The sequence below is a fragment of the Hydrogenophaga sp. GW456-12-10-14-TSB4 genome (genome assembly GCF_059424305.1).
Map to the genome: position 1 here is coordinate 64,312 of NZ_JBWKZH010000020.1, position 19,020 is coordinate 83,331.

Genomic DNA, 19,020 nt, shown 5'->3' on the forward strand with positions numbered 1-19,020 from the left:
GCATGAGGCCATCACGAATCGTGATGCCACAGCCGCGTGCCGGGCCATTGACCGCCTTGCACCAGGGCCTGGATGGTGTCGCGGACCACCACCCGGGTGGCGAGCGCGGCGGGTGAGAGCTCGTCTTCGGACAGGCTGCACAGCAGGTTGACGCGGTTGACCTGCGGGTCGTCGATGTGCGAGAGCACAAAGCGCTGCCCGGCGTCGGTGGCGGCGCCCAAGGCGGCGCGCGGCTGCAGGGTGGCGCCCAGCCCCGCATCGACCGCCGCCATCACCAGCGAAAGCGAGTCCACCTCCAGCACCACGCGCGGCACCACGCCGGCGCGGGCGAAAGCGGCGTCCAGCGTGCTGCGCAGGCCGTGGGGCCCGGTCGGCAGGATCAGGGGTTCGTCACCGAGGTCGGCCAGGCGCAGGGTGGCCGGCCTCGGCCGGGGGTCGCGCCTTGACGCGATCAGGAACAGGTCTTCCGACAGCAGGGGCAGCACCTGCCAGAGCCGGCCGCCACGGCCGTCGGGCTGGCCCTGCAGGCGCGCGTCGAACAGCACGGCAAGGTCGAGCTCGCGCGCGTTGAGCATGGCCGCGAGGTGGCCGGACATGCTTTCGACCATGTGCAGGCGCACGTCAGGGTAGCGGGCCTGCATGGCCTGAATCAATGGCAGGCCTAGCATCGCAGCGGTAGTGGGCGCCAACCCCACGCTCACGGTGCCGGACAGGCGGGCCGCTTGCGCGGCCCGCGCCGCCTGGGCCGCGTGGCGCAGGGTGAGCTGGGCCTCGCGGAAGAAGGCGGCACCGGCGTCGGTGGGCACCACGCCCCGCGGCGTGCGCTGCAGCAGGCGGGTGCTGAGCTCGCTCTCCAGGCGGCTGATCTGCTGGCTCAGGGCGGACTGCACCAGGTCGAGGTCGATCGCGGCCCGGCCCATGGAGCCCAGTTCCACCACCCGCACGAAGTAGCGCAGTTGTCGCAGTTCCAAGCGCGGCCTCCGGTGTTGTTTGTCATCACACATCGTGATGCCCGGGATGATCGCACGGGCCCCGCCACCGGGTGCGGTTTGGCCGTTGATCGGGCAAAATATGATGATCGTCATATTGACGGCTACAATCCCGCCACCATGGAAATCGCTCCCAACCGCAAGGCCCTGACCCACGAACGCATCGTCGATACCGCGTCGCGGGCGATCCGGCGCGCGGGCTTCCAGGGGGTGGGCGTGGCCGACATCATGAAAGAGGCCGGCCTGACCCACGGCGGCTTCTACGCCCACTTCGCTTCGCGCGACGCGCTGCTGGCCGAGGCCCTGGCGCACGCCGGGCAGCAGAGCGCGGAGCGCATCGCCAAGGGCAATGCCTTGCGCGAAGCCCAGGGCGCGAGCCCGCTGCGCGCGCTGGTGGACGGCTACCTGTCGGAACGCCACCTGAGCGGCACCGAGAACGGCTGCGCGGTCGCGGCCCTGGTGTCGGAGATGCCGCGCCAGTCGCCCGAAGTGCGCACCGCCGCCGCCGAGCGCGTGCGCGGCCTGGTGGCCGCGGTGGCGCGCGCGCTGCCCGAGGGCGCGGCCCCGGGCCTGGCCGCCGCGATCGCCAGCCAGCTGGTGGGCGCGCTGCAGCTGGCGCGCACCCTGGGCGACAACGCCGAGGGCAAGGCCCTGCTGGCCGACAACCGCCTCGCCTTGCTGGCGCAGCACGACGTGTCTTCATCGGGGTGAGCCATGCCGACGCTCGCCCGGCTCTTTTTTTCGCCCCAAAATATGACGATCGTCATATTCAACCTTTCATCCCTTCATTGACTGGACCTTCACCATGCAGCTTCACAACGCCACCGTTCTCATCACCGGCGCCAACCGGGGCATCGGCCTGGCCTTTGCGCGCGAGGCGCTGGCGCGCGGCGCGCGCAAGGTCTACGCCGGGGCGCGCAACCCGGCCAGCGTGACGCTGCCAGGCGTGGAGCCGATCGCGCTGGACGTGACCGACCCCGCAGCGGTCGCCGCCGCGGCGCGCCACGCGAGCGATGTGACCCTGGTGGTCAACAACGCCGGCATCGCGTCGTTCGGAGGCTTCCTCGCCGAGGGCGGCGAGGCTTCGGCCCGAGCCCACCTGGAAACCAACTTCTTCGGCCTGCTGCGCGTGAGCCAGGCCTTCGCGCCGGTGCTCGCATCCCATGGCGGCGGCGCGCTGCTCAATGTGCTGTCGGTCGCGAGCTGGATCAACTCGCCCCTGCTGTCGGTCTACGGCGCGAGCAAGTCGGCCGCCTGGGCGCTCACGAACGGGCTGCGCCACGACCTGCGCGCGCAGGGCACGCAGGTGCTGGGTCTGCACATGGGGTTTGTGGACACGGACCTCACGCGCGGCATCGAGATGCCCAAGTCCACACCCGAGGCCGTCGTGCGCCGCGCCTTCGATGCGCTGGAGGCCGGTGCCGAGGAGGTGCTGGGCGATGAGCTCACTCAGCAGGTCAAGCGCGGGCTCTCGGCCGAACCGGGCATCTACCTGCGGGACGCCCGGGCATGAGCGCCGCCCTGGCCCAGAGCCGCGTGCAGCAGATGCTGCATGCGCCGCTGCTGCCCACGCTGTTCCGCCTGGCCACGCCCAATGTGATGGGCCTGTTCGCCATGACCATCGTGATCGGCTACGACGGTTACATCCTCGGCCTGGTGGGGGCGGATGCGCTGGCCGGCATCGCGCTGGTATTTCCGCTCTCGATGCTGATGCTGCAGATGTCGGCCGGCGGCATCGGAGGGGCGACCACCGCCGCCGTGGCGCGCGCACTGGGCGCGGGCCAGCGCGAAGACGCGGGCCGGCTGGCCCAACAGGCCTTGCTGATCGCCGCGCTGCTGGCCGTGCTGTTCATGGGTGCCATGCTCGGCGGCGGCCGCGGCATCTTCGCCGCCATGGGCGGGCGGGGCCCGGCGCTGGACGCGGCGCTGGCCTACTCGAACGCGCTGTTCGCCGGCGCGGCGGTGATCTGGTTCACCAACGTGCTGGCCGCCGTGGTGCGCGGCGCGGGCAACATGCTGCTGCCGTCGCTGATGCTGGTGGCCACCGCGCTGCTGCACCTGGGCCTGAGCCCGCTGCTGGTGTTCGGCTGGGGCCCGGTGCCGGGCATCGGCGTGGCCGGCGCGGCCCTGAGCACGCTCACGGTGAACGCGTTGTCGGCCGTGGTGATGGTGGCCTGGCTGCTGCGCCGCGACGGCGCCGTGCACCTGGGTCGCACGCCCTGGTGGCCCCGGCTTGCGCTGTGGCGCGACATCCTGCGCGTGGGCCTGCCGGCCTCGCTGAGCCCGGTGATCAGCAACGCCTCGATCGCGGTGGCCACGGCGTTCGTGGGGCACTACGGCACGGCCGCGCTGGCGGGCTACGGCGTGGCGGCACGGCTCGAGTACATCCTGGTGCCGATCGCGTTCGGCTTCGGCACCGCGCTGACCGCGATGGTCGCGACCAACATGGGTGCAGGACAAGCCACGCGCGCGGTGCGCGTGGCCTGGGCCGGCGGTGCGGTGGTGGCGGCCATCACGGGCGCCATCGGCGTGGCGACCGCGATCGCGCCCGGGCTGTGGATGAACCTCTTCACGCAGGACGCCGCGGTGCGGGCCTTCGGTGCCGATTACCTGAACATCGTCGGCGGTTGTTACGGCTTCTTCGGCCTGGGCCTGGCGCTATTCTTCGCCTCGCAGGGCGCGGGCCGCATGTTCTGGCCACTGGCCGGCAGCATGGGCCGCCTGCTCATCCTCGTGGTGGGCGGCTGGCTGTGCGTGCACGTGTTCCAGACGTCGGCCAGCGGCCTGTTCGCGGTGATCGCGCTCAGCCTGGTCGTTTATGGTTCCACCCTCGCCATCGCGATCCGCCTGGGCAGCTGGACGCGCTGAACCTCATCCTCACAGGAGACTTGCATGACCGATCTCGCCCCATCCTTCAACGAACGCGGCGTGGGCAAGCTGCCCGGCCACCTCGGCCTCGTGTTCACCCACGTGAGCCCGCAGGAAGTGCGCGCCGAACTCGCGGTGAAGCCCCACACCATGGCGCCCAACGGCTTCCTGCACGCCGGCAGTGTGGTCACGCTGGCCGACACGGCTTGCGGATACGGCTGCGTGGCCAACCTGCCAAAGGAAGCCAACGGCTTCACCACCATCGAGCTCAAAAGCAACCACCTGGGCACGGCGCTGGAAGGCACCATCGACTGCGTGGCACGGCCTGCGCACCTGGGCCGCACCACGCAGGTGTGGGACGCGGTGGTCACGCACCGCGAGACGGGCAAGACGATCGCGCTGTTCCGTTGCACGCAGATGGTGCTGTATCGCTGACCCCCCCCTGCGCCGCTTCGCGGCTTCCCCCCTCTGTGGCGCGCCTTCGGCGCTTCGAGGGGGGACGGCATCTCGGGCCGGCAAAGCCGGACCCTGGATGCCTCTGGTCGGGGTTGCCTCTCTCGTTGCGGGTCGCGCTACAGTTCAGCCCCATGTCCCGCATCGCCGTCATCGACTTTGAAACCACCGGCATCTCGCCCGGCCAGGGCGACCGCGCCACCGAGGTGGCCATCGTCATCACCGAACAGGGGCGCGTGGTCGACCGCTACCAGAGCCTGATGAACGCGGGGGTTCGCATCCCGTCCTTCATCACGCAATTGACCGGCATCACCAACGCCATGATCGAGACCGCACCGCCGGCCGACACCGTGATGCGCGAGGCCGCCCGTTTCGTGGGCGAGGTGCCGATGGTGGCGCACAACGCGGCCTTCGACCGCCGCTTCTGGATGGCCGAGCTTGAACGCGCGGGCGCCGAGGCGCCGCAGCCCTTTGCCTGCACCGTGCTGCTTTCCCGCCGGCTCTACCCAGAAGCGCCGAGCCACAAACTGGGTTCCCTGGTGGATTTTTTCCGCCTGCCACGCACCGGCCAGGCGCACCGGGCGCTGGCCGACGCCGAGATGGCGGCCGAGTTGCTGGGCCGCATCCAGCACGACCTGCGCGCACGCCATGGCGTGGACGAGCCCGATCACGGTTTCCTGATGGCCTTGCAGCGCTGCACGCGCGCCGCCCTGCCGCGCTTCTTCCAGACCCTCAGATCACGCGCAGCTTGAACTGCACGATCACCGCGCCGTCGACCTTGCCCATCGAAGGGATGAGGCCGACGTTGACGCCGTAGCGTTTGCCTTCCCAGGTGGCCATGGGCAGGGCGGCGAAAAAGGTGCCCCCCTTGGCCAGCGAGGGATAGCCGTTCATGACACCCAGCGTGCCCCCGAGCTTGATCGGGCCCAGGGACCAGGGCTGCCAGTTCACGGCCAGGTAGGCGGTGGTCTTGCGCACGCTGTTGTCGTACGCGCCGGCCATGTACGACAGTTCGGCGCTGGTGCGGTACTCGGCACCCAGGCCCAGGTTGCTTTCGTTGTAGCCGTTGTGGCGGGCAAAGTGGCGCGAGAAGCCGCCCACATTGATCCAGACCTCGTGCTTGAAGGGCTCCAGCGCCGCCGTCTGTGCCAGGGCCGGGCCGCTGCCCAGGCACAGTGCCATGATCCCGAGGTAAAAGGTCTTCATCAATCTGTCCATCTTCATCCGCCCACACGGTGGGCCTCTCTCTGTCTATGTCGACCGCCCGGTTCAGGCCCTGAAACCGCCCATGCCCCAGAATCCACCGATCGTGACTTTTTTGGGCATCGGCCGGCCCCGCGCCGCCCTTCTGTCATCAGCCCGACATTTCGATCTGCCATGAAAACCCATACCCCCCACACCGTTCTGTCCACCCACGACACCACCCGCATCGACGACCTGCGCATCGGTGCCGTGCGCCCGCTCATCACGCCGGCCCTGCTGCAGGAGTGGCTGCCCGCGCCCGACCCGGCACAGGCCCTGGTGGAAAGCAGCCGCGCGGCGATCTCGCGCGTGCTGCACGGGCAGGACGACCGGCTCGTGGTCGTCGTCGGACCCTGCTCCATCCACGACCACGCGCAGGCCATCGAGTACGCCAAGCGCCTCAAGGCACAGGCCGATGCGCTGCAGGACGATCTGCTGGTGGTCATGCGCGTCTACTTCGAGAAGCCGCGCACCACGGTGGGCTGGAAGGGCTACATCAACGACCCGCACCTCGACGGCAGCTTCGCGATCAACGAAGGGCTGGAGATGGCGCGCGCGCTGCTGCTGGAGGTGCTCGCGCTGGGCCTGCCGGTGGGCACCGAATTCCTGGACCTGCTCAGCCCGCAGTTCATCAGCGACCTGGTGAGCTGGGGTGCGATCGGCGCACGCACCACCGAGAGCCAGAGCCACCGGCAACTCGCCAGCGGCCTGAGCTGCCCGGTGGGTTTCAAGAACGGCACCGACGGCGGGGTCAAGGTCGCGTCCGACGCGATCCAGGCCGCGCGCGCCTCGCACGCCTTCATGGGCATGACCAAAATGGGGCAGGCCGCGATCTTCGAGACGCGCGGCAACGACGATTGCCACGTGATCCTGCGCGGCGGCGCACAGCCGAACTACAGCGCTGCGGACGTCGCTGCTGCCTGCGGCCTGCTGCAGAAGGCCGGCCTGCGCGAGCAGGTAATGGTCGATGTGTCGCACGCCAACAGCAACAAGCAACACCGTCGGCAGATCGAGGTGGCCGCCGACGTGGCCTCGCAGATCGGCGCGGGCGAACGCCGCATCGTCGGCGTGATGATCGAGAGCCACCTGCACGAAGGCCGGCAGGACATCGTGCCCGGTCAGCCCCTGCAGCCCGGCGTGAGCGTGACCGATGCCTGCATCTCCTTCGAGCAGACCGTGCCGGTGCTGGAAGGCCTGGCGGCGGCCGTGCGGGCGCGGCGCACCCACGGGTAGGCACCATGGCACTCCTCTGGCGCGGCCCGCCCACCGTCAACCTGGCCCTGCAGGGCGGCGGCGCGCATGGCGCCTTCACGTGGGGGGTGCTGGATGCCTTGCTGGAAGACGGACGCCTGCGCTTCGACGGCGTGAGTGGCACCAGCGCGGGCGCGATGAACGCGGTGCTGCTGGCGCAGGGGCTGATGGCCGGGGGACCGGCAGGCGCACGCACCGCGCTCAGGGGCTTCTGGAGCGCCGTGGCGGCCAGCATGCCATTCGAGGTCGCCGTGCCCACAGCCGACGGCAAGGACATGCGGCTGGCGCCCGCGATGCAGCTGATGCTGCAGTGGACACACTACTTCTCGCCCGAGCAGCTCAACCCGTTCGACCTCAACCCCCTGCGCAAGATCCTCGCGAGCCAGGTCGATTTCGAGCGGCTGCGCACGCACAGCCCGGTCAGGCTGTTCGTCGCGGCGACCAACGTCAACACCGGCAAGCTGCGGCTGTTTCGCTCCAACGAGCTCACGCCCGACGCGGTGCTGGCGTCGGCCTGCCTGCCCACCATGCACCGCAGCGTGGTGATCGACGGCGAGCCGTACTGGGATGGAGGTTATGCGGCCAATCCGGCGGTGTTTCCGCTGTTCCACGAATGCCGCACACGCGACATCCTGCTGGTGATGCTCGCGCCGCTGAAGCACAGCGCCACGCCGCAGTCGGCGGCGGACATCAAGAACCGGATGATGGAACTGGCGTTCAACGCCACCTTCCTGCGCGAGATGCGCATGTTTGCCCACCTGCGCGAGCGCGCGGCCCACTGCCCGTGGTGGCGCCGGGGTGAACTCGACCGGCGCCTGGCCGCCACGCACTTTCACGTGATCGAGGCCAGCGAGCTCATGCGCGAACTGAGCACCGAAAGCAAGGCGGCGGCGAACATGCGCTTCTTTGAAATGCTGTTCGCGCTGGGCCGCAAGCACGGCATTGCCTGGCTGTCGGCGCACCACGCCGACGTGGGCCGGCGCAGCAGCGCCGACCTGCAGGCCCTGTTCTACTGAAAGATCAGCGCGGCTTGCGCGGCACCATCGGGCCGCGGCCTTCGATGTGGCGGAAGTTGATGCGGCCCTTGGTCAGGTCGTAGGGCGAAAGCTCCAGCGACACGCGGTCACCCGCCAGGATGCGGATGTGGTTCTTCTTCATCTTGCCGGCCGAATAGGCGATCAATTGGTGACCGTTGTCCAGCGTGACGCGAAAGCGCGTGTCGGGCAGCACCTCGTTGACGATGCCCATCATGTCGATCAGTTCTTCTTTGGCCATGGTGTTTCCTTTGCTTGAAGTGTATCGGTCAGTTCGGTCGAGCGGAAAGCCGGGTCGAGTCGTGCACCCAGTCAATGCCCTGCGCCAGGGCATAGTCGGCCGCCGCATCGTGTGTGGGGAAAGCGCTGTCGAACCGGATCACCCGGTCGGTGGACGCGCTGCCATGGCCGCTGGCAATGGACACCTGCGCGGCAAAAAGGCCACCCGGCAAAAGGCGGGGCAGGGCCGCGATGCGGTACTTGCCCATGGTGAGGGGAGACAGTCTCGTGGTCGTTGTTGTGTCGTTCGTGTGAATCATCAAAAACATCAGTGGGCGGGACGCGCGGTCGGGACCGAGGCGTCGAGGAGGCCCGAAACAAATAACAGGTGGCAGCCCCATAGCCGGGGTGCCCCACCGGTTTATCCAGCACCGGCGAGGCGCGGATGCGTCAAGCCAGGACCGGCGCGCGAGCCACGGCAGAGGCATCGGCAACAGCAGGGAGGAAGAGGGCCACGTTGCTGTGAGAAAGCGGTGTGGCGGCACCTTGGAGGGGCTGGACCAGCAGCCCCTCTGCCGGGGGCGGTTGCGTCCCGGCAATGAAGCCCGGATGCGGCTGGTCGCTCAAGGCGACTCCGCAATGTAACACAAAAGGGAGAACGGTGCAGGGGAGGGGTCCGTTCCGGCGTTCAGGCGACGGACCACCGGACCCCGCCTCAAGGCGCTGCGTGCGGCTCCTCACGCGCGAAAGAGGAAATGGTCTCCTGGATGAGGTTCGCCAGCTTTTCATACGGAAGGGGCTTGTAGGCGATGACCACCGCAGTCGCCGTGCTTTCCGGACCATGCCGGATTTCCACGTCACCCGTCAGCAGGATGGAGGGAACCTGCACCCCCAGCCGCTTGCGAACCCGCTTGATCAGTTCGTACCCGGACAAGCCGGCGTCCAGATGAAAGTCGGTCAGGATCAGATCAATCGGGCTGGATGTCATTTCAAGCTTGGCAACCAGACCGTTCCAGTCACAGGCCGCGATGACCCGGCAACCCCACTCTTCGAGTGTGCGCGCCATGCTCTCGAGAACAATTTCATCGTTGTCCACAACCACAATGCGCACACCGCGAAGGTAAGTGTCCTTGGCCGGCGCCACCACCACTTGCAAATCCTCGCAGCGAGGCAAGGTCAGGTAGAAGGTGGTTCCCCTCCCCACCACCGACTCCACCTCGATCGGAGCCTTGATGAGATCCGCCGTCTGTTTGACGATGGCAAGACCCAGCCCGATGCCATCCACCGAGCCCTTCCTGTAGGGAAGCCGAACGAAAGGCTCGAATATGCGGGTCAGGTCGTCCGCGGGAATGCCGATCCCGTCGTCCTCGACGCTGATGACCACGGTCTGGGGCGCAGGCGACGTGGCGACGATCCGCACCTCACCACGCGACGAGTACTTGATGGCGTTGGACAGCAGGTTGATCAGGATCGTCCTCAGATGATGGGGATCGCTGCGCACGGTCAGCTCGTTCGCCTCGAGGACCACACTCATGCCGTTCGTCCCGGCGGTGTCGTCAAACTCGGTGGACAGGGAGCTGAACAGCCTTTCCAGCGAAACGGCCTCCGACAATGCCGTGACCTGTCCGGAGTTCAACCGCGTGACCGCCATCAACATGGTGAGGGATTTCGACAACGAGTTGACCACCTCGTTCACGGCTTCAACCTCGACCCGCAGCGAAGACAGTGAAGCTTCGCGCCTCAAACGACCGAGCATCAGCCCCAACGCATGGACCGGCTGCCGCAAATCATGGCTGACCATGGCCAGCAGACGCGCCTTCGCCGCATGCGCCTCCTGCAGTTGTGCCAACTGCTGCACAAGCTGGTTTTTTTCCTCCTGCCGCTCCATCAGGGCGCTGCGGACATAAGCTCGCTCCCGAGCGCGAAAGGTCGCCACGGCATAGCCCACCAGAAGAAACAGCAGGGATGCGATGACCACGGGATAGTGCTGGCCCGCCTGTTCAGAGAACATCGCGACCGCGGCCACACAAGGCATCTGGATGAACAGCAGCATCCAGGCCAAGCGTTTCAATTGCCCATCGACATGGAAGAGCGAAGACAGGAGAACGCTCGCCTGTAAGGTCAACAACAGCACATCAAACCCACGCCCCAGCGTGGTCCTGTCTGCGTACACACACACGCAGGTGCTCACCCAGACCAGCCCGTACAAAACCGCAAGCCTGGTCAACCAGCGAAAGGGCGGCGGGTTCTCCGGGGCAACAGGCTGCACATCGAACGCGCTCCTCAACAGTCTGACGTGCCACAGGACAAATGCCAGGGCACACGTCATCGCCACAAGCGCCAACAGCCAGGCAATCCGGGTGTCCTGCGGCCACAAGGAGGCCGCCCACTCCCAGATCAGCACCGGCAGGGGCAGCACTTGCCCGACGGCCAGTGTCAGCAACTGAAAAATGGACCGTTGGGTAAAAGGCAGTGCGACGGGCGATGCGTCCCGCTCGTCGCGCCTCGTCAGATCAGGCCTAACTTCAGACCCCTTTGAAAGTGTGCTCGAACGTGCGGCTGACGATCAGGCTCTCCGAGCGTCCCTTCATGTGCACGCGAAGGCGGCCCATTTCGTCGCGACGAAGAAAATCGATTCGCCTGACGTTGACGATCGTGCTTCGGTGGATGCGCAAAAACGCGCCCATGTCGAGCTTGGACTCCACGTCCGAGATACCAAACCGCATGAGCGCCTGCCCGTCGGACAGGAAGGCAAGCGCCTCGACGGGAAGCACGTTGGCGACGACCACCGACGACCACGCCGTCAAGGGCTGGACCATGCCGTCCATGCTGAAAATGGCATGGGCCTGGGCACTGATGCGTGTACCAGCTTGTGCCTGGAAGGCCATTGCGGCGTGGGAAAGGCCCAGCCACAGCAGCATGACAAACACACACGGCAAGCCCAGGCGTGAACTTGAAAGCGATCTTGTCCAGCGGGCTGGATGCACCGAAAAGTCCGGTGTCGGGCAAAGCCACGCCCGGGGTGCCGCCCGACCACACCGCCGTATTGGCCTGGTAAGTGATGCCCGCGGGCAGCGTATCGCTCAAGTAGAGGTCACCCATGGCACCGTTGTTGGTATAGGTGAGGGTGTAGGTGGTGAAAGTGCCAGGCACGCCACTGCTGGGCGTAGCACCCCAGACCCCACCGCCCGCCGGGATCACAGACGGCGCGCTGTGGGTCAACCGCGCACTGAAAGCGGCCCCCGCGGTGGTGTTGATGGTGTCCGTCGCCGGCAGCGACTGCGGGGCATAGCCGATGGCGCCGTTGCCAGCCATCACCGTGACCACGCCTTTCCAGGGTGCAGCCCCCGAGGACGGTACGTGGTAGACCACCACGTAGGAATAGCTCTGCTTCTCAGCGATGCTGATGGGCTGAGAGGTACGAACATCGGTCGACAGGGTCGCAGCCCCCCCAACCAGGAGGGACGTGGCGTTGTCCGCCAGGCCGTCGGCATTGAGGTCGGCAAACACGTCGATGCTGGTGAACGGCGTCGAGTTCGTCGGGTCGTTTTTGACTTCGATGTTGAATGTGTCAGCGCCATTGGCCTGCCCGGCCTTTCGTGGGTACACCGGGCAGCGCCTTCCGCTATCACCTGATGCGCGGCGCGCCTGACCCGGAGCGCTCAACCCGTTTCCCGGTCTCGCAGGAGCCGCCACTTCCCGCCACCGCGATGCGCGTGTCCTCGGGCCCCGGCCCGGCCACCGGACCAGTAGAAATCCTGGTGTCGTTCTAGGCCCTCCCATGAATGTCTTTGACGCTTTCGCCCGACCGGTGTGGCACCGGTGCCTGGGACTCGCTATTCCCCTGGCCGCCCTGCTCGGATCGACCACAGCCATGGCGGGGGCTTTTTCGATTTCGCCGGTGCGCATTCACATGGCGCCGCGCGAACGAGTGGTGGCCGTCTCCATCATCAACGAGGGCGAGACCGAGGTGGCCCTGCAAGCGGATCTCTATGCGTGGGCCCAGTCCGAGGACGGTGTCGATGAACTGCTGTCGACGGAAGACCTGATCCTGGCGCCGCCCATCATCCGGCTGGCCCCCACCTCCCGCCAGGTGGTCCGGCTTGCCCTTCTGAAGCCGGCGGATGCCGCGCGCCAGCTCACCTACCGCCTCATCGTGCGAGAGGTGCCTGAACTCACCCCGCCCAAGGACCAGACACTGCAGGTGCCCATCACGCTGGCCTTGTCCTTGCCGATCTTCATCACCCCCCCCGGTGCGAAACGCCGGGTGGAATGCGAGGTCCAGCGGCCCGATGCCCAGACCCTGGGCGCGCGCTGCGTCAATCTAGGCAACGCGTACGCGCAAGTGCGCGGCGTGATCTTCGGCCGCGACGACAAGGAGCTCGCCCGCTTTGAAGGTGGGGCCTACATCCTGCCGGGCGCGCGCAAGTTCATGCGGGTGGAAGCGGGTTCGACCGCCCTGACCGGACCGGCTCGAATGGACATTCAGTTCGACGATGGCACCGTGCAATCCCAAGCCGTGAACCTGCCTTGAACTGGCCCGAACAACCCACACAGCGCCCTTATGCCCATCGGTTTTTTCCCCCGGTTGTGGATGGGCGCGATTCTGCTCCCGGCGGCCGTTTGCCCGGCGATGGGTCAGGTGCGCGCCGTTCCGGAAACCGGTGGCGCCGTCGCCACGGGGCGCACGGCACCTCGGTTGATGCCGCTGGAGGTGACCCTCAACGACGCCAACGCGGGCAACTGGCTGCTGCTGCAGACAGCCGATGGATTCCATGCCCCCAGAGAGGCGCTGGACGCCTGGCGGGTCACCCCACCGGTCAAGGGCGAGCGGCTGAAATTCCAGCAGGAGAACTGGTACGCGCTGTCCGCGATCGAAGGTTATGACGCCAAGTTCGACCCGGCAAGGCAATCGCTCGATCTGCGCTTTGCGCCCACGGCCTTTCTGGCCACGCGGCTGGCCACTGAAGAGCGCGCGCCTCCCCCGGTGAGCACGGCCGAGCCCGCCGCGTTCTTCAACTACGACCTGAGCTGGAACCACGCCCAGGTTCGCGGCGTGAAGCCTACAAGGGAACTCGGCGCCTTGTCGGAAGCCGGCTTCACCGGCGCCTGGGGCGTGCTGACGTCCAGTTTTCTGGGGCGCCACGTCCAGGACGCAGAGACAGGCACCTCAGCCCAGTGGCGGCGGCTGGAGACCACCTTCACGCGCGACTTCCCGGCGCAAAAGCTCTCCGTCCGGCTGGGAGACACGTCCTCGCGCACAGGTCTCATCGGGCGACCGTTCTACTTCGGCGGCATCCAGATCGCCCGCAACTTCGATCTGGCACCGGGCTTCATCAGCCAGCCCCTGCCGGTGTTCGCCGGCAGCTCCAGCGCGCCGAGCACGGTGGAGCTTTACATCAACGATGCCCTGCGCCAGACGCTCAACGTGCCTCCCGGCCCGTTCTCCATCGAGAACCCCACACCGATCTCGGGCGACGGGCGGGTCCGCATGGTGGTGCGCGACGCGCTCGGCCGCGAGACGCTGATCACACAGTCCTTCTTCAGCCATGGCGAATTGCTGGAAGCCGGGCTGTCGGACTGGAGCCTGGAGCTGGGCGCGGTGCGTGAAGGCCTTGGCCTGCGCAACGCAGACTATGGTGAGCGTTTTGCCGCCGGCCTGTGGCGCCAGGGCCTGAGCAAGCGCCTGACGATGGAGGTGCGCGGCGAATGGGGACGGCAGACCCGCGGCATCGGTGTGGGCTTCAGCCAGGCCCTGCCCTGGCAGGCCCTGGGTCAGGCATCGCTGGCATGGAGCGAACAGGCCACGCTCGGGCGCGGTCTGCAATGGTCGGTCGGCACCGATTTCGGCAACGCGCAGCAGGCGCTTTCACTGCACGCACAAGGCGCGACCGCAAACTACCGGACCGTGGGCCTCAACGAGGCCATGTCGCCGCCTCAGTGGCAGGTGTCCGGCAGCTTCAGCCATTCCCACGAGCGGCTGGGGACGTTCGGCGTGGGCCTGGCCGCCGTGCAGTCTCGCCAGCAGGGACGCCTGGACACCTACAGCCTGAGCCACACCGTCCGGGTGGGCGCGCAAGGCTCGCTCAGCACGGTGCTCACGCGCGTGCAGGGTGCCAGTTCCGGCACCTTGTTCGCCGTCTCCCTGACGTGGCCTCTGGAACGCCAGCGAAGTATCTCGACCCATCTCATGCACCGGGGTGGGCAAACCGACGCCTACCTCAGCGCGAACCAGGGCCTCAGCGGCGAGACCGGCCTGGGCTGGCGCGCGCTCGGTGGCAGCCGCAACGGATCGGCCCAGGCCGAAGGCGGGGTGTACCTGCAAGGGCCAAGCAACCTGTTCACCGCGGACGTGAGCGCCTCCGCCGCGCAGCGCGCGCTGCGCCTGGGCACCCAGGGTGGTCTGGTGCTGACGGGTGGGCGGGTGTTCGCCACTCGCCCCGTTCAAGACAGCTTCGCGCTGGTGACCGCCCCCGGGCTTGCCAATGTGGGCGTGACCTTCCAGGGCCGTGAGCGCGCACGCACCGACGCCGGCGGGGTGGCCCTGGTGACCGGTCTTCAACCCTACAGCGCCAACCCGGTGCGGCTGAATCCCTCCGATGTCCCCTTGAGCGCCGAAATCGACAACCTCGAGCAGGTGGTGGTGCCCCGCCGGCGCAGCGCGGTCACGATCGGCTTCGCGGTGCGCCATGGGCAGGCAGCGCTGATCACCGTGCAGCTGCCAGATGGCCGGCCCGCGCCAACCGGCGCCGAGATCGAGGTCCCCGGCGATGAGCGCCGTTTCCCCGTGGGCCGGCGCGGCCAGGTCTTCCTGACCGGCCTGCAACGCGAGCATCAGCTGCGCCTGCACTGGAAAGGCACGAGCTGCGCCATGTCCCTGGTGCTCACGCCCACGGCCCCGGACGACATCGCGCGCCCAGCACCGCTGGTTTGCGAAGGTGTGACCCCATGACCCATTTCGGCCTCCTGCACGTCCTCCGGTGCCTGTGTCTGAGCGGGCTGTTGGTGGTCTTGAGCCCATCGGCGCACGCGGCCTACAACTGCACGGTCACAGCCACCAGCACCGGCCTGATTTACACCACGCCCAACCCGCAGGATGTGACCGGCTCGGCCACACTCACCTGCACCCGGTCCTCAGGCGACGCAAACAGCTTGAGCTACCGGCTCAAGGCCACCGAAGGCAGCTATGCAACGGGCCCTCAGCCTTACCGGCGCGTGCGCCTGACCAGCCCATTGACCTACCTGGAGTACGCCCTCAATCACGGCAGCACCTGCAACAACAACAGCAACTGGCGGGCCCCTGCCACAGGCACCGCCAATGTGGCCACCGGCACCCTGACCTTCGTCGGCTCGGCCCTGACCGCCTCGACCACGCTGGCCTACTGCATCCGCGTGCGCGTGGGCACGGGCGGCAATCCGGCATCGCCCGCTGCGGGCGCCTACAGCGACACCTTCAACATCTTCGCGCAGTACCCCAACAGCAATGCGGGTGCGATCAGCGCCAACGCACCGGTGCTGATGTCCGTGGGCGTGACCAGCCAGTGCGTGTTCAACACCTACCCGGGCAACCTGGTGTTCAACTACAGCGCGTTCAGCGCCGCGCCCCAGACGTCCTCCACCAGCTTCATGCTGCGCTGCAGTTCGGGGTTGTCATGGTCCGCCGCGGTGACCCCGAGCCCCGCCGTGCTGCAAGGCCTGCGGTACACCATCACCCCGTCCCCTGCGTCGGGCAGCGGCAACGGCAACACGGGCCAGTCGGTCACGCTCACGGGGAGCATGCAGGCCGGTCAGGCTGGCACCTGCACGGTGCCCCCATGCACGAGCAGCCAGACGCACACCGTGACCATCACGTACTGAGCACCGGCTGCCGGTAGTGGGGAGCGGTCGCGCCCAGCGTCTCCCGGGCCTGCGCCAGCTCGGCGCGCGCCACGCTGCGCAGGTGCACCTCGTCCGGGCCGTCCAGGAAGCGCATCGCGCGGCCCCAGGACCAGAGCAGCGCCAGCGGCGTGTCGGGTGTCAGGCCCATGGCGCCAAAGACCTGCATCGCGCGGTCGAGCACGCGCGTCTGCAGCTGCGCGGCCACCACCTTGATGGCCGAGACGTCGATGTGTGCGGCCTTGTTGCCGTGCGTGTCCATCTTCCACGCGGCCTGCAGCACCAGCAGGCGCGCCTGGTCGATCTCCAGCCGCGAGTGCGCGATCCAGTCCTGCACGTTGGCGAAGTCCGACAGGTGCTTGCCAAAGGCACGGCGCGTGAGGGCACGCTCGCACATCAGCGCCATCGCAAGTTCGCACTGACCGATGGTGCGCATGCAGTGGTGAACACGGCCCGGCCCCAGGCGGGCCTGCGCGAGCGCGAAGCCTTCGTGCTCGGTGCCCAGCAGGGCTTCGCTCACCGGCACGCGCACGTCGGTGTAGGTGACTTCGCAATGCCCTTCGGGCGCGAGGTGGTGCATCACGGTCACGTTGCGCACGATGCGCACACCGGGGGTGTCCATGGGCACGATGACCATGGAATGGCGGCGGTGGCGCGGTGCGTCGGCCCCGCTGTCGCTCACACCCATGACGATGGAGAAGCGGCAGTTCGGGTGCAGCGCGCCGGTGGTGAACCACTTGCGGCCGTTGATGACGTACTCGTCCCCCTCGCGGCGGACGGTGGTCTGGATGTTGGTGGCATCGGACGAGGCGACGTCGGGCTCGGTCATGGCGAAGCAGGATCGGATGCTGCCTTCCAGCAGTGGCGTCAGCCAGCGCGCGCGCTGCCCGGGCGTGGCGAACAGGTGCAGCAGCTCCATGTTGCCGGTGTCGGGCGCGTTGCAATTGAAGACCTCGGACGCCCACATCACACTGCCCATGATCTCGGCCAGCGGCGCGTACTGCAGGTTGGTGAGGCGCGTGCCCGGCTCGTCCTCGCGCAGCGCGGGCAGGAAGAGGTTCCACAGGCCGGCGGCGCGCGCCTTGTCTTTCAGCGGATCGATGACCGCGCTGGGGTAGGCGCCGCTGGCGCAAGCCTGTTCGTAGGCGTCGAGCTGCGGCAGCACCTCGCGGTCCATGAACTGGCGCAGCGTGCGCTGCATCTGCTGCGTGTCGTCGGGAAACTGGAAGTGCATGGCAAGTTCTTCGTCAGAGCGGGGGCATGGGGGTGTCGATGGCTTCGAGGCCGCGCTGCGCCAGCGCCACGGCGAGCACGCCGACCTCAGCCGCGTTGTCGGAAGTGGCGCTGCCGCGCGCGGCGCGCGCCGCAATGCCGGCGAAGATCACGGCCCAGCGCATGAGCGCGAAGGCCCAGTGGAAGGGCGTGGCCTGCCGCGCCGGGTCGTCGCGGCCGGTGCGGCGGTAGTAGTGGGCGAGGTACTCGTGTTCGCTCGGGATGCCCAGGGCCGCGAGGTCCAGCCCGCGGATGCCGCCGTACTCGCCGGGCAGGGTGCGCCAGGCCACGGTGTTGAAGGCGACATCGGCCAGCGGGTGGCCCAGGGTGGCCAGTTCCCAGTCGAGCACGGCGACCACGCGCGGCTCGGTGGGGTGGAACAGCAGGTTGTTGAGCTTGAAGTCGCCGTGGGCGATGGTGGTCTCGCCGTCGTCGGCCGGCAGGTGGCGGCCAAGCCAGTCCAGCAGCTGGTCGATGGCGGGGATGGGGTCGATGCGCGAGAGCATCCACTGCTGCTGCCAGCGCCCGAGCTGGCGCTGGAAGTAGCCGCCGGGTTTGCCGTAGCCGGTGAGGCCGGCGGCCTGCCAGTCCACGCTGTGCAGCGTGGCCAGGGTGTCGGCCATGGCGAGGTAGATCGCGCGGCGTTCGTCGGGCGCGATGCCAGGGGCGGCGTTGTCGTTGAACACGCGCCCGGGCACGCGCTCCATCACGTAGAAGGGCGTGCCCACCACATCGGGCTCGGCGTGGTACAGCAGCACGGGGGGCACGGGCAGGGCGGTGGCGGCCAGGGCTTTCATCACGCGGTATTCGCGGTCCACCGCATGGGCCGAGGGCAGCACCTCGCCGTCGGGCTTCTTGCGCAGCACGAGTTCGCGCTGGTCGTAGCTGACGAAGAAGGTGGGGTTGGACTGGCCGCCGCCGATTTTCTGCAGGCGCATCGGTCCGGACAGGCCCTCGATGGATTGGCGCAGGAAGGCGTCAAGGGTTTCGGTTTGCATGGTGGGACGAATGGTGCCGACGCGGCGCGCGCGCGTATTCGTCGCAACAGACGATTGCGCGCCCCGGCCGCGCCCCTAAGCTGGTGAATCACCAGGACAACGAGGAGACACCCCCATGGCCCACGCCCGCACCGTTTCGCAGCTGCACGATCTCACGGGGCGCACGGCGCTGGTCAGCGGTGCCTCGCGCGGCCTGGGCCTTCAGATGGCGCATGCGCTGGGTGAGGCGGGTGCGCGGTTGCTGATCTCGTCGCGCAAGCAGGCCGACCTGGACGTGGCCGCCGCGGAGTTGCGCGCGGCCGGTCACACGGTGGACACGTTTGCCGCCGACGGCCGCGACGAGGCGCAGGTGCTGGCGCTGGTGGACCACGCGCTGGCCACGCTGGGGCACATCGACATCCTGGTCAACAACGCGGGTGCGACCTGGGGCGCGGCGGCGCAGGACCACCCTCTGGACGCGTGGGACAAGGTGATGGACCTGAACGTGCGTGGGGTGTTCCTGCTCTCGCGCGAGGTGGCGCGGCGCAGCATGTTGCCGCGCGGGCAGGGCCGCATCGTCAACACCTCGTCGATCGCGGCGCTGGGCGGCAGCAACGGCATGCAGGCAGCGGCGTACCACGCGAGCAAGGGCGCGGTGGCCACGCTCACGCGCGCGCTGGCCTGCGAGTGGGGGCCGCACGGCATCAACGTGAACGCGATCCTGCCGGGGGTGTTTCCCAGCCGCATGGCGCGCCATCTGCTGGAGCCCGGTTCGATTGAGCCGCTGGTGGCGCAGTTGCCTTTGCGGCGGGTGGGGGACGATGAGGGGCTCAAGGGGGC

19 protein-coding genes are annotated in these 19,020 nt (G+C 68.1%); 11 read left to right on the forward strand and 8 right to left on the reverse strand.

Features of this window, described 5'->3' with window-relative positions:
• Positions 1-11: 11 nt before the first annotated feature.
• A complete protein-coding gene (locus AC07ZS_RS12190) occupies positions 12-971 on the reverse strand; it encodes a LysR family transcriptional regulator (protein WP_494798866.1) in 960 nt (319 codons plus the stop codon).
• Positions 972-1,109: 138 nt separating this feature from the next.
• On the opposite strand from AC07ZS_RS12190, the gene AC07ZS_RS12195 reads away from it, so the two are divergent.
• The 5 genes from AC07ZS_RS12195 (at position 1,110) to AC07ZS_RS12215 (ending at position 5,062) form a co-directional block, all read left to right on the forward strand.
• Positions 1,110-1,700 (forward strand): TetR/AcrR family transcriptional regulator, encoded by a 591-nt coding sequence (locus tag AC07ZS_RS12195; protein WP_494798867.1) that lies wholly within the window; start codon positions 1,110-1,112, stop codon positions 1,698-1,700.
• A 94-nt stretch (positions 1,701-1,794) separates the two neighbouring features.
• Positions 1,795-2,502 carry an SDR family oxidoreductase gene (locus tag AC07ZS_RS12200; protein WP_494798868.1) on the forward strand — a complete coding sequence of 236 codons (708 nt, stop codon included), beginning with the start codon at positions 1,795-1,797 and terminating at the stop codon, positions 2,500-2,502.
• A complete protein-coding gene (locus AC07ZS_RS12205; RefSeq protein WP_494798869.1) occupies positions 2,499-3,857 on the forward strand; it encodes an MATE family efflux transporter in 1,359 nt (452 codons plus the stop codon). The genes AC07ZS_RS12200 and AC07ZS_RS12205 overlap by 4 nt, the downstream gene beginning before the upstream one ends.
• A gap of 24 nt (positions 3,858-3,881) precedes the next feature.
• Complete coding sequence (locus AC07ZS_RS12210) at positions 3,882-4,292, forward strand: PaaI family thioesterase (RefSeq protein WP_494798870.1); 411 nt, start codon at positions 3,882-3,884, stop codon at positions 4,290-4,292.
• A gap of 152 nt (positions 4,293-4,444) precedes the next feature.
• Positions 4,445-5,062, forward strand: coding sequence for a 3'-5' exonuclease (locus AC07ZS_RS12215; RefSeq protein WP_494798871.1), 618 nt, complete (start codon positions 4,445-4,447; stop codon positions 5,060-5,062).
• Here the strand turns inward: AC07ZS_RS12215 and AC07ZS_RS12220 are convergent.
• Positions 5,043-5,516 carry a hypothetical protein gene (locus AC07ZS_RS12220; protein ID WP_494798872.1) on the reverse strand — a complete coding sequence of 158 codons (474 nt, stop codon included), beginning with the start codon at positions 5,514-5,516 and terminating at the stop codon, positions 5,043-5,045. The genes AC07ZS_RS12215 and AC07ZS_RS12220 overlap by 20 nt on opposite strands.
• 171 nt (positions 5,517-5,687) lie before the next feature.
• Between AC07ZS_RS12220 and AC07ZS_RS12225 the strand changes: the two genes are divergently transcribed.
• Positions 5,688-6,785, forward strand: a complete 1,098-nt coding sequence (locus tag AC07ZS_RS12225) for a 3-deoxy-7-phosphoheptulonate synthase (protein ID WP_494798873.1) — start codon at positions 5,688-5,690, stop codon at positions 6,783-6,785.
• Between the two features lie 5 nt (positions 6,786-6,790).
• The gene (locus AC07ZS_RS12230) at positions 6,791-7,819 is read left to right on the forward strand and encodes a patatin-like phospholipase family protein (protein WP_494798874.1); all 1,029 of its coding nucleotides are present in this window, start codon (positions 6,791-6,793) and stop codon (positions 7,817-7,819) included.
• A 4-nt stretch (positions 7,820-7,823) separates the two neighbouring features.
• Here AC07ZS_RS12230 and infA read toward each other — a convergent pair whose 3' ends face one another.
• From infA to AC07ZS_RS12250, 4 genes are all read right to left on the reverse strand, one after another.
• A complete protein-coding gene (gene infA / locus AC07ZS_RS12235) occupies positions 7,824-8,078 on the reverse strand; it encodes a translation initiation factor IF-1 (RefSeq protein ID WP_056265133.1) in 255 nt (84 codons plus the stop codon).
• A gap of 28 nt (positions 8,079-8,106) precedes the next feature.
• The gene (locus AC07ZS_RS12240) at positions 8,107-8,325 is read right to left on the reverse strand and encodes a hypothetical protein (protein WP_494798875.1); all 219 of its coding nucleotides are present in this window, start codon (positions 8,323-8,325) and stop codon (positions 8,107-8,109) included.
• Between the two features lie 446 nt (positions 8,326-8,771).
• On the reverse strand, positions 8,772-10,499 hold the full coding sequence (locus AC07ZS_RS12245) for an ATP-binding response regulator (RefSeq protein ID WP_494798876.1): 1,728 nt from the start codon (positions 10,497-10,499) through the stop codon (positions 8,772-8,774).
• An 82-nt stretch (positions 10,500-10,581) separates the two neighbouring features.
• Entirely contained in the window at positions 10,582-10,977 is a 396-nt protein-coding gene (locus AC07ZS_RS12250) for a LytTR family DNA-binding domain-containing protein (RefSeq protein WP_494798877.1), read from the reverse strand.
• A gap of 860 nt (positions 10,978-11,837) precedes the next feature.
• Here AC07ZS_RS12250 and AC07ZS_RS12255 point away from each other — a divergent pair.
• From AC07ZS_RS12255 to AC07ZS_RS12265, 3 genes are read left to right on the forward strand one after another with little or no spacing between them, the layout of a single operon-like run.
• Complete coding sequence (locus AC07ZS_RS12255; protein ID WP_494798878.1) at positions 11,838-12,590, forward strand: fimbrial biogenesis chaperone; 753 nt, start codon at positions 11,838-11,840, stop codon at positions 12,588-12,590.
• Between the two features lie 30 nt (positions 12,591-12,620).
• Complete coding sequence (locus AC07ZS_RS12260; RefSeq protein ID WP_494798879.1) at positions 12,621-15,008, forward strand: fimbria/pilus outer membrane usher protein; 2,388 nt, start codon at positions 12,621-12,623, stop codon at positions 15,006-15,008.
• Positions 15,005-15,913, forward strand: a complete 909-nt coding sequence (locus AC07ZS_RS12265; protein ID WP_494798880.1) for a hypothetical protein — start codon at positions 15,005-15,007, stop codon at positions 15,911-15,913. The genes AC07ZS_RS12260 and AC07ZS_RS12265 overlap by 4 nt, the downstream gene beginning before the upstream one ends.
• On the opposite strand, the gene AC07ZS_RS12270 is transcribed toward AC07ZS_RS12265, so the two are convergent.
• Positions 15,903-17,165 (reverse strand): acyl-CoA dehydrogenase family protein, encoded by a 1,263-nt coding sequence (locus AC07ZS_RS12270; RefSeq protein WP_494798881.1) that lies wholly within the window; start codon positions 17,163-17,165, stop codon positions 15,903-15,905. The genes AC07ZS_RS12265 and AC07ZS_RS12270 overlap by 11 nt on opposite strands.
• A 13-nt stretch (positions 17,166-17,178) precedes the next feature.
• Entirely contained in the window at positions 17,179-18,201 is a 1,023-nt protein-coding gene (locus AC07ZS_RS12275) for a phosphotransferase family protein (RefSeq protein WP_494798882.1), read from the reverse strand.
• Positions 18,202-18,316: 115 nt separating this feature from the next.
• On the opposite strand from AC07ZS_RS12275, the gene AC07ZS_RS12280 reads away from it, so the two are divergent.
• Positions 18,317-19,020 (forward strand): SDR family NAD(P)-dependent oxidoreductase (locus AC07ZS_RS12280; protein WP_494798883.1); only part of this gene is annotated, 704 nt, incomplete at its 3' end.